Here is a 14,849-nt window from a genome sequence, read left to right as displayed (position 1 = left end):
TTACGAGCAATCGACGATTATACCATGTTACGATAGTGGCTTAACGCCCTGAGTTTATAGTTCTTCATAGGAGATGGTGTGGCAACACTGAAAGACGTCGCAATGCTTGCCGGTGTAGGCATGTCGACAGCATCGCGCGCCATTTCAGGTGCCGGCCCGGTGTCGGCCGAGGCGATGAAAAAAGTGCAAGCCGCCATCGAACAGCTGAACTTCCGCCCTTCGTCCATCGGCCGCTCGCTGTCGGCGCAGTCGCTGGGCATGATCGGCATCTTCTGTCCCTCCTTCTTCGGCGCCTACTACGGCACCATCCTCAAGCAAACCGACATCGAACTGCGCGCGCTGCGCCGCCACGTGGTGGTCGCCACCGGCTGCGGTGACGGCACACCGCGCGAGGAAGCGATCGAAGCGGTCAAGTTCCTGATCGGCCGCGATTGCGACGGCATCGTGGTGCTGGGCCATGACCTGATGGATGAGGACATGCAGATGCTGCACAAGATGCATCCGAAAATGGCGTTCCTGAACCGCCGCGGCCCCGGCCTGGAGGCATCGTCGTTCTGCCCCGATCATCGCCATGGCGGCGAACTGGCGGCGCGCACGCTGCTGGAAGCCGGCCACCGCAAGCTGGCTGTGGTGTCCGGCCCGGCCGGCACCTGGGATAACGAGGAGCGCCTGCATGGCTTCTTTGACGAACTGGCGCGTCATGGCATTCAGCGCGATCAGGTGCGCCTGATTCCATCCGACTTCTCGCGTGAAGGTGGCTTTGCCGCGACCCAGCAACTGATTGACGAGGGTCGCGATTTCACTGGCCTGTTCTGCGCCAACGATGAAATGGCGGTGGGTTCGATGTCCTGCTTCCATCGCGCCGGCATCAGCGTTCCGGGCGACGTTTCCATCGTCGGCTATGATGATGACTACTCGGCCGAGTTCTCCTCACCAGGCCTGACCTCCGTGCATATCCCGATGCAGCAGCTGACGCAGAATGCGGTACGCTGGCTGCTCAACAACTGCTACGGCACGCAGCACGAGATCCGGCGCGTATTCCCGGTCAGCGTCACCATGCGCGGCTCGGTGGCGGCGCCAAAATAAAAAAAGGGCTGACGGAGGGACGGCGCCAGCCCAAAGACCCACTACACTACTACCCCTTACAGCAACTTCAGAACTTCATCGATACGCGAGCGCCCAGTGTGCGCGGCGCGTTGTAATACGCCGCCCAGATCTGCTGCTTCGGCTGGCACGGTGCGCCCACTTGCGTGCAAACTTCGATGGCGTCGTACTTGACTTCCTTGTCGGTGGCGTTATTGACGAACAGCTCGGCCGTATAGGCCTTGCCGCGCGGTTCATAGCGCACGCTCAAATCCAGCGTGGTGTACGCCGCCTGCATCTTCACGCCCGGATGGCCAGGCACATCGTCGGCAAACGCGCCCGAGCCGACGAAGGACTTGGTCTCGTGGTGCGTCGAAATACGCGGCGTGATGCGACCACTGCCGGTGTCGAAGTCATGCTCGTACATCAGCGTGGTGGCGAAGGTCGGCGCGTGTTTCAGTACGCTGCCGCCGACATTCACGGTAGGCGCAGTAGTGCCACAGGCCTGGCCGTTGGCGCGCGCGGCGTCGACGTCACAGGACAGGAAGTCGTCATAGCGCGCTTTCAGCCAGGTGGCGTTGCCGCTAAAGCGGTCAGCGCTGGTCGGGCGCCACGCCCATTCCGCCTCGATGCCTTTGACCGAAGCTCCGGCCGCATTGAAGTTCTGCAGCGTGTTATTGACCACCTGCGATTCCAGCTTGTCCTTGTACTTCATCCAGAACGCATCGATGTTCAGCGACAGTTTGCGGTCCAGCAGGTCTGACTTGAAGCCCAGCTCATAGCTGGTCAGCTTTTCCGGCTTGGTGGTAGCGCCGCCGTCGCCGATGGCTGGCGAGTGGAAGCCGGTGGTCACCGAAGCGAAGGTCAGGATGTCCTTCGACACCTTGTACTCCACGCGGCCCAGCCAGGTCGCCTGGCCGTAGGCCAGATCGGCGGTGTTGTCGCCGTAGGTATTACCGCAGGTGGACTGATTGACGATGCCGCCCGGCCCGATGTTGTGCGTGTTGATGGTGCCGGTGCCCGGCGTCACCAGCTGCGCGATCTGGCTTGGCGTCAGCGTGGCGCCGCGCGGCGCGTTGTCCGGCCAGTTCGGGCAAGCCCAGTTCTGGCCGCCGATATCGTACTTGTGGTCCTTGGTGTAGCGCGCGCCGGCGGTCAGCTTCCATACCGGGTCCAGCTCATAGCTGGCCTGGGCGAAGGCGGCTTTCGAGTGCAGCTGGCGGTTACCCTGAATGAAAGACATCGCCGACGCATACTGGCCGACGGTCGGCTGCACGAAAATCACACTGCCATTGGCAATGCTCTGGTTAAGCATCTCTTCCGAAATCTGGCTGCGGTCGATGTCGAAGCGGACCTTGTTCTTCTCGCGGAAGAAGAACAGGCCACCCACCCATTGCAGTGGCGCTTCGGAATCCGAGCGCAGTTGCAGCTCGTTCGACAGGCTGTCGAACTGGCCCCACTCGGTGCGGTTCTCCGCCTTGAAGCCTGGGTAGAAACCGGCGTCGGCATCACTGGCGTTGCTGCGTTTCAGGCGGCTCCACGCGCCGAGGTACTGCGCCTCGATGCCCTCGACCGGACGCCATTGCACCTTGGCCTTGGCGGTGATGATGGACTGATCCAGCGTTCCCGCCGTATCGATCAGCGCCGAGCGCAGGTCCTGGCCAGGCTGCGGTTCGGCCGACAGGTAGATATTGCCGGCGCCAGTGTCGCTATAGTAGTCGGCGATGAAGGTCGCCTTCAGGTCCGGCGTGAACTTCCACAACAGCGAGGCGCGCGCGCCCTGCTGGTCGCCGGCGCCATATTTCTGCGTGCCGGGCGAAACGTTCGAGCCCTTGCGGAAATCGACATAGCCATCATGCTGGTCCTTGATGGCGGCGATGCGTAGCGCGATGTCCTCGCTCAGCGGGATATTGATCATGGCCTGGGTCTGGATGCGATGATAATCGCCCACCACCACGCTGGCCGAGCCGAACACCTTCGAGGTGCTTGGCGCGCCGGACACCAGGTTGACCGCGCCGGCGGTGGAGTTACGGCCGTTCAGCGTGCCTTGCGGGCCGCGCGCCACCTCGACGTGGTTCAGGTCATACATCAGCGCCGTCGCACCCTGCGGACGCGGCACGTAAATGCCGTCGACGTAGAACGCCACCGCCGGGTCACCCAGCTCCGTGTGATTGGCCGAACCGACGCCGCGCATGTACACATGCACGCCGCCCGAATCGCTGTGCGGCTCCACCACCAGGCTAGGCACCATGGCGGTCATTGACGCCAGATCCTTGACCTGGTTGTTGGCCAACGTGTCCTGGGTGTAGGCAGTAATCGCCAGCGGCGTATCCTGCACCAACGTATCGCGCCGGGTAGCGGTGACGATGATCTTCTCGACGTTGTCGCTGGCCGCCGGTGTATCGGCTGCCGCCTGCTGCTGCGCGTACGCTGCGCCGCCGCTCAACATCATCTGCGCGATGCTCAAGGCTAAAACGGTTTTTTTCATTGATGTCTCCTCGCTTCTTCCAAGTGGAACCGGTTCCACCACAAGACGCACGTAGGCGTCGGGCCATACCATGGCAGACCCGGTGATTAGGCAACTACGGAAATTCCGGGGTCAGTTCTGCCAAACGTACATGAGCTCGTGTGCGTTTGGCAGAACTGACCCCGGTTTTTAGAGCCGGTGTTCGGTGGCTCCGTCAAACAGGGAAATACGATTGGTGCGGATCGAGAAGCTGATCTCCTTCTCGGTTTCGATCTGCTGCTGGTCCTGCACGATGCCCGCGACCTGGGTGCCGTGGAAGTCCAGCCATACTACGCGGTGCGCGCCCATGGCTTCGATCAGCGAAACCGAGGCGCGTACTGCCTGACCAACGCCGTCAATATGCCCGACGTCGATATCTTCCGGCCGCACGCCCAGCACGCACGCGTGCTTGCCGGTCAGCGGCTGCTTGAATGGGTAGCCGGTTACGTCGACCGACAGATGCTGGTTGCGGAACACGGTGCGGCCGTCCTGCGTTTCCAGTTCGCCCTTGAACAGGTTCATGCCGGGCGAGCCGAGGAAGGTGGCCACGAACAGGTTGGCGGGCGTGTTGTAGATGACGTCCGGCGTGTCGAACTGCTGCACCACGCCCCCCTTCATCACCGCCATGCGCTGCGCCAGCGTCATCGCTTCGACCTGGTCGTGGGTCACGTAGATCATCGTCGCGCCCAGTTGCTTATGCAACTGTTTCAGCTCGCGTCGCAGTTCGGTGCGCAGCTTGGCGTCAAGATTCGACAGCGGCTCGTCGAACAGCATCACGTCGGCCTCGCGCACGATGGCGCGGCCGATCGCCACGCGCTGACGCTGGCCGCCCGACAGGTTGGCCGGCTTGCGCTTCAGCAGCGGGCCCAGTTGCAGCATGTCGGAGGCGCGATTCACGCGGCGGGCGATTTCCGCCTTCGGCGTGCCGTTGATGCGCAGGCCAAAGGACATATTCGCTTCTACATTCATCGTCGGATACAGCGCGTAGGACTGGAACACCAGCGCGATGCCGCGGTCCTTCGGATCGGCCCAGGTCATGTCGCGGCCGCCGATTTCGATCTGGCCAGCGCTGGTGTCGATCAGGCCTGCGATACTGTGCAACAGCGTCGACTTGCCACATCCCGATGGCCCAAGCAGCACCACAAACTCCCCTGCTTTCACATCCAGGTTGAGCGATTCAATCACCTTGTTGCCGCCCAGCTGAATCTGCAAATTTCGAATAGCTACGTTAGACATGATTAACCCTTCACAGCGCCGGAGGCGATGCCGCGCACGAACCAGCGGCCAGATATAAAGTAGAGCACCAGCGGCACGATCGACGTCAGTATCGTTGCCGCCATGTTGACGTTGTACAGGCGCTCACCGGTAGTGGTGTTGATGATGTTGTTCAGCTGGACCGTCATCGGCAAGTGCTCGGAACCCGCAAACACGAGTCCAAGCAAGAAGTCATTCCAGATGCCGGTCACCTGCATGATGACCGCGACCACGATCACCGGCGTCGACATCGGCAGCATCAGCTGCAGGAAGATGCGCCAGAAGCCACCACCGTCAATCCGCGCCGCCTTGAACAGTTCCATCGGCAGCGCTGCATAGTAGTTACGGAACAGCAGCGTCATCACCGGCATGCCGAAGATGGTGTGGATGAGGATGATGCCCGGCAGGGAGCTGAACAGGTTCACCGCCGCCAGCACCCGCACCAGCGGATAGATCATCACCTGCACCGGAATGAAGGCGCCCATCATGAGGATGGCAAACAGCACGCCGGCGCCGCGCGGCCGCCAGAACGACAGCGCATAGCCGTTGATCGCCCCGATGGCGATCGATAGAATGGTGCTCGGCACCACGATGGCCACCGAGTTCCAGAAGCCGCCACGGATGCCGTCGCATTCCAGGCCGGTACAGGCCGACGACCAGGCCTGCGACCACGGCCCCAGCGTCATATGCTGCGGCAGCGCGAACAGCGTGCCGAGGCGGATTTCTTCCATCGGCTTCACCGACGTCACCAGCATCACATACAGCGGCAGCAGGAAGAACAAGGCCGCCACGATCAGGAAGGCATACACGCCGATGCGCGCCGGCGTCCATGCCAGCTTGCGGCGCGGGCGCGGTGTCGGAATACTGGCGTCATTGGCAGCAGCCAGGCGGGCCTGCTCTGCGGCGCGCGCGGCGGCGGTTTTATCGAGTTTCACAACTTGTCCCATCATGCCCCCAATGCGGCGCGACGACTGCGCACGAAGTACAGCGGCGCGACGATGGCCAGCACCGTCAGCAGCAGCACGATCGAAGCAGCGGAAGCCAGGCCGATATTGGCGCGGCCGAACAGATAATCCATGATGAACTTGGCCGGCACTTCGCTGGCCGTGCCCGGCCCGCCCTGGGTCATCGCCACCACCGCGTCAAACACCTTCACCACCATCACGAACAGCAGCACGAAGGCGGTCGATACCGATGCGCCCAGCATCGGCAGCACGATGCTGCTGTAGACGCGCCAGCGCGGGATGCCGTCGATGCGCGCGGCCTTCCAGATTTCTTCATCCACACCACGCAGGCCGGACAGCATCAGCGCCATCACCAGGCCGGAAGCCTGCCACACGGTGGCGATGACGATGGTGTAGATGGCCATGTCCTGGTCGACGATCCAGTCGAATTTCGCTTCGGTCCAGCCCAGCTTGTGCAGCACTTCCTGGATGCCCAGCTCCGGGTTCAGTATCCATTGCCAGATCAGGCCCGTGGCGACGAAGGACATCGCGTACGGATACAGGAACACGGTACGCAGCGCGCCTTCCGCCATCACTTTCTGGTCAATGAATACCGCCAGCAGGAAGCCGATGATCAGGCAGGCGGCGATGAACAGCACGCCGTACACCGCCACGTTTTGCAGTGACAGCAGCCAGCGCTCGTTGTTGAACAGGCGGATGTACTGCGAGGCGCCGACAAAGTCACTGGCCGGGAAAGTGCGCGAGCTGCTGACCGATACGCGCGCCGTCCACAGCATGGTGCCGAGGTAGGCCAGCAGCACCGTCAAGGCCATCGGCAGGATGGCGATGTAGGCGGCGACCGAAACGCTTTGACGTTTCTTCGTCATGGCTTAGTCGCCCTTGATGGCGCGGGCGAATGCTTTCTGCGCATCGTCCGGCGACTGGTTCTTGTTCCAGTAGCTGGTCAGCACATCCTGCAGCGCGCCTGTGGTGTCGGGCGTCGCCAGCATTTCGCTGTTCGGCAGCTGGCGCGTCTTGTCCTTCATGATAGCCAGGCCCTGGCGCGCGCACAGGTCCAGCTGGGATTCGTCGACATCGCCACGTATCGGGATCGCGCCCTTGCGCGCGGCGAAGGCCACTTGCGCCGCTGGCGAAGTTACTACATTGGCCAGCAGCTTCTGTGCCTTGATCGCGTTGGCGTCAGTGGTTTTCGGGAAGACGAAGGCATCACCGGCGACGATGTACGGCGCTTTCGGACCGAAGCCGGCGAAGCAGCCGAAGTCCTTGCCTGCCACCTGTTTGGCGGCGGCGAATTCGCCCTTGGCCCAGTCACCCATGATCTGCACGCCCGCCTTGCCCTGGACAACCAGCGCGGTCGCATCATTCCAGTTACGGCCCGGCGAGCCGGCATCGACAAAGCCTTTCAGCTTTTTGAATTCGACCAGCACCTGGCGGAAGGCTGGCGACATCACCGCTTTCTGATCGCGGTCACGATAGACTTTCAAATACAGGTCGGCGCCGCCGACCATGGCGAAGATGGCGTCGAAGGTGATCTTCTCCTGCCACACCTGGCCGCCGAAGGCCAGCGGCACGACGCCGACCGCTTTCAGCCTGGCCAGTTGCGCCAGGAATTCGTCCCAGGTCTGCGGCTCCGACGTGATGCCGGCTTTTTTATACGCGGCCTTGGAGTAGAAGAACCAGGCCGGCATGTGAATGTCCACCGGCGCGGCATAGAAGTGGCCATTGACCTTGATCGCCTGCAGGATCGACGGCGGCATGATCTGGTCCCACTTGCCGGCAATCGCCACGTCGTCCACATTATTCAGCAAGCCCTGCTCAACGAAGTCGCGGAACTGCTTCGAGGTATTGAACTGTGCGGCCGTTGGCGCGTTGCCGCCGACGATGCGGTTGATGGTGGTGGCGCGCGACTGGTCGGCGCCGGCGACAGCCTGGTCGACCCACTGGCCGCCCGCCTTGTTGTAGGCATCCGCGAACTGCTTGACTGCGGCCGATTCGCCGCCCGAGGTCCACCAGTGAATCACGGTGGCTTTTAGTGGCGCTGGCGCCTGCGCGTGTGCGGCGGCAGCTACCGACAGGGCAAGCGCAATGGCGCAGCCCACTTTTGTGGCCTTGTACATTCTGTTTGTCTCCCTGAGGGCGTCAAAGCGCCCCATTCTATTCGTGTAACTTACTTTTGGGCGGATCGCTGCGCCAAAAATTGTGTAACCAATTTCGCGCTGCGTTTCAGCGTGCGTTTCTGTGTCGCGTAGTCGACGTGGATGATACCGAATCGACGCTCATAACCAAAGGCCCATTCGAAATTGTCCATCAGCGACCAGATGAAATAGCCGCGCACATCGACGCCTTCCTTCACCGCCTGATTCACCGCTTCCAGGTGGCGGTTCAGGAAGGAGATGCGCTGGCTGTCATCCACTTCGCCATCGACCACCTGGTCATCGGTGGCCATGCCGTTCTCGGTGATGTAGATCGGCGGCAGGTTAGGATAGTCGCGATGAAAGCCGACCAGCAGATGCCGCAGGCCATCCGGGTACACCTCCCATCCCATCTGCGTGCGTTCGACGCCCTCCAGGTCCACTTCGACATAACCGCTGCCGCCGTCGCTGACCACGTTGGTACGGAAGTAGTAATTAATGCCGAGGAAATCGAGCGGCGCGCCGATGATGTCCATGTCGCCGTTCAGGATGGTCGGCTGCGCGCCTGGCCATAATTCCCACAGCGCCGATGGATAGGATTTTTTCAGCAGCGGATCGAGTATCCAGTTATTGTGCTGCAGCTCGAACAGCCAGGCGGCGCGCTGGCCGGCGGCGCTGGTATCAGTGCTGGTGCCACGGCCGACGTTGGCGACGATGCCCACCTGCGCCTGCGGATCATTCGCCCGCAGATGCTGCACCGCCAGGCCGTGGCCGAGCAGCAGATGATGCATGGCCTGCGTGGCAAACACCACATCCTGCTTGCCCGGCGCGTGGTGGCCGGTGCCGTAGCCGTGCATCGCCGAGCACCATGGCTCGTTCAGCGTGGCCCATGCATCGACCAGGCCATGCAGCTGCTTGCTGATCATGTCGGCGTACTCGGCGAACTTGTAGGCGGTGTCGCGGTTGACCCAGCCGCCCTTGTCTTCCAGGTGCTGTGGCAGGTCCCAGTGGTACAGCGTGACGTAGGTTTTCAGGCCCTTGGCGCGCAAGGCTTTCAGCAAGTTGCGATAGAAGGCGATGCCCTTCTCGTTGGCCTGGCCGTCGGCAGTCATCACACGCGGCCAGGAAATCGACAGGCGATAGGCACCGACGTTCAATGCCGCCAGCAGTTCAACGTCCTCCTGCCACCGATGGTAGTGGTCGCAGGCGAATTCGCCGGTGTCGCCGGCCAGCACCTTGCCCGGCGTGGCCGCGAAGGTATCCCAGATCGACGGGATGCGGCCATCTTCGTGGACGGCGCCTTCGATCTGATAGGCAGCCGTGGCGGCGCCAATCAGGAAGTCCTTATCCCACACAACCGAACCGGCCGGCGGCTGAAACAGCTCTTGAACCACACGAACTCCTTTGTCTGAACAGGGAGTGGAAGCGCTTCCACAAGATGTTGTCGATAGTACTACCGAAGAATTTCGGGTGTCAACAGAATACTGGGGATTTTGTAATCAAGCTACAAAAACGGCACAGCCACTTGCGTGTGCTGTGCCGTTGCGCCTACGCAGGACGTAGCGAAATTACTTTTTGTCGGTCGGCGTTGGTGGCACCGGTGCGAACGGGAAAGTGCCGAACAGGTTCTTGCTCTGGTTCTGCATCTGCTCCTGCATCTGCACGAACAGGCTCTTGCTCTGATCGATGTAATTGTTCATCATGCCCTGCATCATCGGGCCCTGGACATTCATGAACTGGTTCCACATTTCCGGGCTGAATGGCTGGCCGCCCACCGCACTGCCGGTGAACTTGCGCTGGATGTCGGTGAAGGCCTGGACATTCTTCTCCAGGTAGGAGCCCATCATGCCCTGCATGGCGTGGCCGTAGAAGCGGATGATCTGCGCCAGCACATCGCTGGAGAACATCGGCGCGCCGCTGGCCTCTTCTTCCAGGATGATTTGCAGCAGGATGCTGCGGCTCAGGTCTTCGTTGCTCTTGGCATCGACAACGGTGAACTCCTCGTTGTCCAGTACCAGCTGCTTCACGTCGGTCAACGTGATGTAGGAACTGGTCTGCGTGTCGTACAGACGACGGTTCGGGTATTTTTTGATCAGGCGGTCAGCATTTTTTTTCGCACTACTCATCACAAGTCCGTTTATTGCGCCGCAGCGCATGTCTCTTAAAAATCGGATAGAAAGCGGACTGGTAGTCCCCTTCCCGCGTGCCTACTTTTACTTATTATAGAGGCGAAAGCAAATAACTTGCACAATCTGATACAAGTATTTGGATTCTATTGCAACGCAACCAACGTCAATCTGCCTTCACCTTGACGTAGCGCCCCGGCGCCGGCTCGATCGCCTTATACCTGGCATTGCCCGGTTTGCCCTTGGCCTTGACCTTCTTGCCACCGTTCTGGTCGAGGAACTTCGCCCACTCCGGCCACCAGCTGCCCGGTGTTTCGCTGGCATTCTTGAACCAGGCGTCGGCGGAGTCGGCCTTGCCGCTGTCATTGGTCCAATAGTTGCGCTTGTTCTTGGCCGGCGAGTTGATGACGCCGGCGATGTGGCCGGAGGCGCCCAGCACAAAGCGTGTCGGGCCGCTGAGGATGGCCAGCGAATCGAAGGCCGACGGCCACGGCACGATATGGTCGTCGCGCGAGCCGTAGACAAAGGCCGGTACGTCGATGCTGGTCAGGTCGACCTTCTCGCCCGCCACGACCAGTTCACCGGTCTTCAGTTTGTTCTCCAGATAGGTATTGCGCAGATACCAGCAGAACATCGGTCCCGGCAGGTTGGTGCTGTCCGAGTTCCAGTACAGCAGGTCGAAGGCCGCCGGGTCGTTGCCCTTCAGGTAGTTGGACTGCACATAGTTCCACACCAGGTCGTTCGGACGCAGACTGGAGAAGGTGCTGGCCAGGTCGCGCCCCGGCATCAGGCCGCCATCCTTCAGTTGCTGCTCGCGCAGCGCCACCTGGGTTTCGTCGACAAACACATCCAGCACGCCGGTGTCATTGAAGTCGAGGAAGGTGGTCAGCAAGGTCAGGCTGTTGGCCACCTGCTCGCCGCGCGCGGCCAGCACCGCCAGCGCGGTGGCGACGATGGTGCCGCCGACGCAGAAGCCGAACATGTTCAGCTTGTCTTCGCCGCTGATGTCCTGCACCACGCGGATCGCCTGGATCACGCCTTTTTCGACATAATCATCCCAGGTCGTGCGCGCCAGCGATTTGTCCGGATTGCTCCACGAAATCAGAAATACCGTATTACCCTGCTCCACCGCATAGCGCACCAGCGAGTTTTCCGGTTGCAGGTCGAGAATGTAGAATTTGTTGATGCAAGGCGGCACCATCAGCAGCGGCGTCTGGCTGACGCTGGCGGTTTTCGGCGTGTACTGGATCAGCTGGAACAGCGGATTCTCGTACACCACCGTGCCTTCGGTAATCGCCAGGTTTCGCCCCACCTCGAACGCCGACTCATCCGATAGCGAGATGTGACCCTTGCTCATGTCGCCCAGCATATTGGCCAGGCCGCGCGTCAGGCTCTCACCCTTGGTTTCCACCAGCTTTTGCTGCGCTTCCGGATTGGTGGCCAGAAAATTGGCCGGCGACATGGCGTCGATAATCTGCTGCACGCCGAAACGGATTTTCTGTTTTTGTTGCGGCGTGACATCCACGGTGTCCACCATCGCGCTCAGGAATCTGGCATTCAACAGATAAGCGGCGGCGTTGAACGCCGACATCGGATTGCCCTGCCACGCGGACGAGCTGAAACGGCGATCGCTGACCGGCAGCGTCTTGCCGGAAATGAAGTCCTGCCACAACGCGCCGAAATCCTTGAGGTAGTCATTCTTCAGCTGCTCCATCGCCTCCGGCTTGATGTGCGCGCCGACATCCTGCATCATGGCGGCCATCGGATTCGACTGCATCCAGGCGTTGAAAGCGTTCGGATCGGGCAAATTCATGTGTGGTTCCCTAAAGTAGTGAGTTAAACACGATGCTGATTGTTGCTATTGCTTGGATATACGTCGTCGGCCTGATGGCGCTGACAGAAACTTCTGTGGTTGCGGGAATTGTAACGTTTTTGTTCTATTGCGTGCTGCCACTGGGGACCTTGATGTACATCGCCGGCACGGGCAAGCGCAAGGCCCGGCGACGCGCTGCCGAGCAAGCCGCACGGGAAGCACGTTCATTTGAGCCAGATTAAGGTGGCCTGGCGGCCGGTGACACCATCGCGGCGGTAAGAATAGAAACGGCCGGAATTGGAGACGGTGCAGAACTCGCCGCCATGCACATCCTTGACGCCGGCCCGATGCAGCAGATAGCGCGCCAGGCTGTAGATGTCGGCCAGGTATTTGCCCGGCTTGCCTTCCATGGTGCTGAACGCCGCCTCCACATGGCGCACGCCCGAATCGTCGACCGCGCCGCCGAGGAAGGCCTGCTTGACGTCCGGCCCCACCTCAAACTGATACTGACCGATGGCTGGCCCCATCCAGGCGCTCAGCTCGCCGGCGCCGGCGGCGCGCATCGCCTCCACCGTATTTTCCAGCACGCCGGACGCCAGGCCGCGCCAGCCCGCATGGGCAGCAGCCACAGTCTTGCCCTGCTTGTCGGCAAACAGCACCGGCAGGCAATCGGCGGTCATGATGACGCACACCTTGCCGGGCAGCGTCGACAGGCTGGCGTCCGCCTCTGGTACCTGCTGCGGACCGACCTTGGCCAGGTTGGCCACGGCCGTGCCGTGCACCTGCGACAGCCAGGCCGGGTCGTCCGGCAGCATCTGGCGCAGGATGGCCCGGTTGGCAGCAACATTGTGCGGCTGATCGCCGACGTGCGTGCCCAGGTTCAGGCCGCCGCCGCCCATGCCGTCGTCATACGGCGCCGGGCTGACACCGCCGCGCCGCGTGGTCGACAGCACGCCCACATTGTCGGGCAAGCCCGGCCAGTTCGGGATCAACCATTGCTGCTGTGTAGCCATCAAATCTGTTCCGGTTCATCGATGCCGGCTCGCGCCAGCAGTGCAGCAAAATCATCGGCCAGCGGCACCAGCCACTCGCATTGTTCGCCGGTGGCCGGGTGTACCAGCCCCAGGCGGCGCGCTTGCAGTGCCTGGCGCGGGAAATAGTCGGCCAGGTGCTGCTTGCCGTACACCGTATCGCCCACCAGCGGGAAGCCGATCGACTGCATGTGCACGCGGATCTGGTGGGTGCGGCCTGTCTCCAGGCGGCACTGCACCAGACTGACAGGACGTCCCTCGCCCAGCTTGCCGCTGCTGATCAGCTGGTAGTGGGTGATGGCCGGCTTGGAGCCCATGCCGGTCGACACCGCCATCTTGACGCGGTCGCGCGGGTGACGTCCCATCGCCGCATCAATAGTACCGCTTATGCGCGGCGTGCCCCACACGACTGCGAAATACTCGCGCTTGACGGTGCGCGCGGCCAGCTGGCGCACCAGATCGGTCTGCGCGGCCAGCGTTTTGCCGACCACCATCAGGCCGCTGGTATCCTTGTCCAGGCGGTGCACGATACCGGCGCGCGGCACGCCGGACAGCTGCGGGCTGTGGTGCAGCAGGCCGTTCAGCAGCGTGCCGGACCAGTTGCCGGCGCCCGGGTGAACCACCAGGCCAGCCGGTTTGTTCACCACAATCAGGTGTTCGTCCTCGAAAACTATGTTAAGTTCCATCGGTTCCGGCTTAAAAGCCTCGTCTTCCGGCTCGGGTTGGGGCAGAATGATGACCTTCTCGTCGCCGTAGACGGTATCCTTGGTGCTTTTCGCCGGTTTGCCGTCCACCGAGACGAAGCCGTCGGTGATCCAGGTTTGCAGGCGGCCGCGGGAGAATTGCGGCACCAGGCCGGAAATGACCTTGTCGAGGCGCTGGCCGCAGTGTTCGGGCACCAGCTGCAGCTCGATCGGCGCCAGGCCGTCCTCGTCGTCGCCAAAATCGCCGTCGTTGACGATCAGGTCAGTGTCGGCATCGTGTTCGGAGGAAGATTCGGCCAAATTCGGCTTTGCGTTTAATATCACGGTAATCCTATCGGCTATAATTAGCCTCGTAAAACTTTGGTTAAACAGTTTCTTGCAAAAGATATGCAAAAAAAATTATCGGTAGTTGCGGCAACGGTTGTTCTGCTTGGTTTGTCCGGTTGCGGCCTTTTCTCTGAAAAAGCCGACGAAACAAAAGGTTGGAGCGCATCGAAATTATACTCGGAGGCGAGCGAAGAACTGGAAGGCCAGCACTACGAGCGTGCAATTCAGTTGTATGAACGCCTGGAATCGAGCTATCCATTCGGCACCTACGCCCAGCAGGCGCAGATGAATATCGCCTATGCCTACTACAAATCGCAGGACCAGGCACAGGCGCTGGCGGCAGTCGAGCGCTTCATCAAGCTGCACCCGAATCACGCCAACGTTGATTACATGTACTACCTGCGCGGCCTGATCAACTTCAATGACCAGATCGGTTTCCTGAACTTCGTCTACGAGCAGGACGCCACCGAGCGCGATCCGAAAGCCACGCGCGAAGCCTACGCGGCCTTCAAGGAACTGGTGACCAAGTTCCCTAACAGCAAGTATACGCCGGATTCGCTGGACCGCATGCGTTATCTGCTGAACGCGATGGCCTCGTATGAAGTGCACGTGGCGCGCTACTACTATCGCCGTGGTGCCTACCTGGCCGCCGCCAACCGCGCGATGGGCATCATGAACGATTTCCGCGACACCCCGGTGATCGAGGAAGCGCTGTTCATCATGATACGCAGCTACGACAAGCTGGGCATGACCGAGCTGAAAAACGACACCGAGCGCGTATTCAAGCTGAACTACCCTAACTCCAAGTTCCTGGACGAAGGCAAAAAGCAGGAACGCAAGTGGTGGCGCTTCTGGAGCTCCAACGCTTCGATGTAAAAGCAAGTAAAAAACCGGGAGCTGAATCCCGG

13 protein-coding genes are annotated in these 14,849 nt (G+C 61.2%); 3 read left to right on the top strand and 10 right to left on the bottom strand.

Annotated features, from left to right (window positions below):
- Window positions 1-78: 78 nt before the first annotated feature.
- On the top strand, window positions 79-1,086 hold the full coding sequence (locus tag BLS51_RS17505; RefSeq protein WP_090185318.1) for a LacI family DNA-binding transcriptional regulator: 1,008 nt from the start codon (window positions 79-81) through the stop codon (window positions 1,084-1,086).
- A gap of 67 nt (window positions 1,087-1,153) precedes the next feature.
- On the opposite strand, the gene BLS51_RS17500 is transcribed toward BLS51_RS17505, so the two are convergent.
- The 8 genes from BLS51_RS17500 to phaC form a co-directional block, all read right to left on the bottom strand.
- Window positions 1,154-3,571, bottom strand: a complete 2,418-nt coding sequence (locus BLS51_RS17500; protein ID WP_175472610.1) for a TonB-dependent receptor — start codon at window positions 3,569-3,571, stop codon at window positions 1,154-1,156.
- Window positions 3,572-3,739: 168 nt separating this feature from the next.
- Entirely contained in the window at window positions 3,740-4,825 is a 1,086-nt protein-coding gene (locus BLS51_RS17495; protein ID WP_090185312.1) for an ABC transporter ATP-binding protein, read from the bottom strand.
- Between the two features lie 2 nt (window positions 4,826-4,827).
- Window positions 4,828-5,706 (bottom strand): carbohydrate ABC transporter permease, encoded by an 879-nt coding sequence (locus tag BLS51_RS17490; protein ID WP_373994336.1) that lies wholly within the window; start codon window positions 5,704-5,706, stop codon window positions 4,828-4,830.
- A gap of 83 nt (window positions 5,707-5,789) precedes the next feature.
- Window positions 5,790-6,674 carry a carbohydrate ABC transporter permease gene (locus BLS51_RS17485; RefSeq protein ID WP_090185308.1) on the bottom strand — a complete coding sequence of 295 codons (885 nt, stop codon included), beginning with the start codon at window positions 6,672-6,674 and terminating at the stop codon, window positions 5,790-5,792.
- A 3-nt stretch (window positions 6,675-6,677) separates the two neighbouring features.
- A complete protein-coding gene (locus BLS51_RS17480; RefSeq protein ID WP_090185304.1) occupies window positions 6,678-7,925 on the bottom strand; it encodes an ABC transporter substrate-binding protein in 1,248 nt (415 codons plus the stop codon).
- 50 nt (window positions 7,926-7,975) lie between these two features.
- A complete protein-coding gene (locus tag BLS51_RS17475; protein WP_373994335.1) occupies window positions 7,976-9,295 on the bottom strand; it encodes a GH1 family beta-glucosidase in 1,320 nt (439 codons plus the stop codon).
- Between the two features lie 213 nt (window positions 9,296-9,508).
- The gene (gene phaR / locus BLS51_RS17470) at window positions 9,509-10,066 is read right to left on the bottom strand and encodes a polyhydroxyalkanoate synthesis repressor PhaR (protein ID WP_090185297.1); all 558 of its coding nucleotides are present in this window, start codon (window positions 10,064-10,066) and stop codon (window positions 9,509-9,511) included.
- Window positions 10,067-10,232: 166 nt separating this feature from the next.
- A complete protein-coding gene (gene phaC, locus BLS51_RS17465) occupies window positions 10,233-11,879 on the bottom strand; it encodes a class I poly(R)-hydroxyalkanoic acid synthase (RefSeq protein WP_090185293.1) in 1,647 nt (548 codons plus the stop codon).
- 32 nt (window positions 11,880-11,911) lie between these two features.
- Here phaC and BLS51_RS17460 point away from each other — a divergent pair, with 32 nt between their 5' ends.
- Window positions 11,912-12,121: a hypothetical protein gene (locus tag BLS51_RS17460; RefSeq protein ID WP_090185290.1), complete on the top strand. Its 210-nt coding sequence runs from the start codon at window positions 11,912-11,914 to the stop codon at window positions 12,119-12,121.
- Here the strand turns inward: BLS51_RS17460 and pgeF are convergent.
- The gene (gene pgeF, locus BLS51_RS17455; protein ID WP_090185285.1) at window positions 12,104-12,892 is read right to left on the bottom strand and encodes a peptidoglycan editing factor PgeF; all 789 of its coding nucleotides are present in this window, start codon (window positions 12,890-12,892) and stop codon (window positions 12,104-12,106) included. The two genes, BLS51_RS17460 and pgeF, sit on opposite strands and share 18 nt — an antisense overlap.
- Window positions 12,892-13,914 carry an RluA family pseudouridine synthase gene (locus tag BLS51_RS17450; protein ID WP_229207626.1) on the bottom strand — a complete coding sequence of 341 codons (1,023 nt, stop codon included), beginning with the start codon at window positions 13,912-13,914 and terminating at the stop codon, window positions 12,892-12,894. The genes pgeF and BLS51_RS17450 overlap by 1 nt, the downstream gene beginning before the upstream one ends.
- Before the next feature lie 87 nt (window positions 13,915-14,001).
- Here BLS51_RS17450 and BLS51_RS17445 point away from each other — a divergent pair, with 87 nt between their 5' ends.
- Window positions 14,002-14,817, top strand: coding sequence for an outer membrane protein assembly factor BamD (locus BLS51_RS17445; protein WP_090185274.1), 816 nt, complete (start codon window positions 14,002-14,004; stop codon window positions 14,815-14,817).
- The last annotated feature ends 32 nt before the right edge of the window (window positions 14,818-14,849 follow it).

The sequence above is a fragment of the Duganella sp. OV510 genome, from assembly GCF_900100205.1.
In the GTDB taxonomy this organism is placed as follows: domain Bacteria; phylum Pseudomonadota; class Gammaproteobacteria; order Burkholderiales; family Burkholderiaceae_D; genus Rugamonas.
Note: the sequence above shows the minus strand (reverse complement) of the source record. Positions and strands in the feature narration are given on the sequence as shown.

Excerpts from the sequence above, each read along its gene's own strand:
- BLS51_RS17500 (WP_175472610.1), bottom strand. The coding sequence starts at position 3,571 with ATGAAAAAAACCGTTTTAGCCTTGAGCATCGCGCAGATGATGTTGAGC.
- BLS51_RS17495 (WP_090185312.1), bottom strand. The coding sequence starts at position 4,825 with ATGTCTAACGTAGCTATTCGAAATTTGCAGATTCAGCTGGGCGGCAAC.
- BLS51_RS17485 (WP_090185308.1), bottom strand. The coding sequence starts at position 6,674 with ATGACGAAGAAACGTCAAAGCGTTTCGGTCGCCGCCTACATCGCCATC.
- BLS51_RS17480 (WP_090185304.1), bottom strand. The coding sequence starts at position 7,925 with ATGTACAAGGCCACAAAAGTGGGCTGCGCCATTGCGCTTGCCCTGTCG.
- phaR (WP_090185297.1), bottom strand. The coding sequence starts at position 10,066 with ATGAGTAGTGCGAAAAAAAATGCTGACCGCCTGATCAAAAAATACCCG.
- phaC (WP_090185293.1), bottom strand. The coding sequence starts at position 11,879 with ATGAATTTGCCCGATCCGAACGCTTTCAACGCCTGGATGCAGTCGAAT.
- BLS51_RS17460 (WP_090185290.1), top strand. The coding sequence starts at position 11,912 with ATGCTGATTGTTGCTATTGCTTGGATATACGTCGTCGGCCTGATGGCG.
- pgeF (WP_090185285.1), bottom strand. The coding sequence starts at position 12,892 with ATGGCTACACAGCAGCAATGGTTGATCCCGAACTGGCCGGGCTTGCCC.
- BLS51_RS17445 (WP_090185274.1), top strand. The coding sequence starts at position 14,002 with ATGCAAAAAAAATTATCGGTAGTTGCGGCAACGGTTGTTCTGCTTGGT.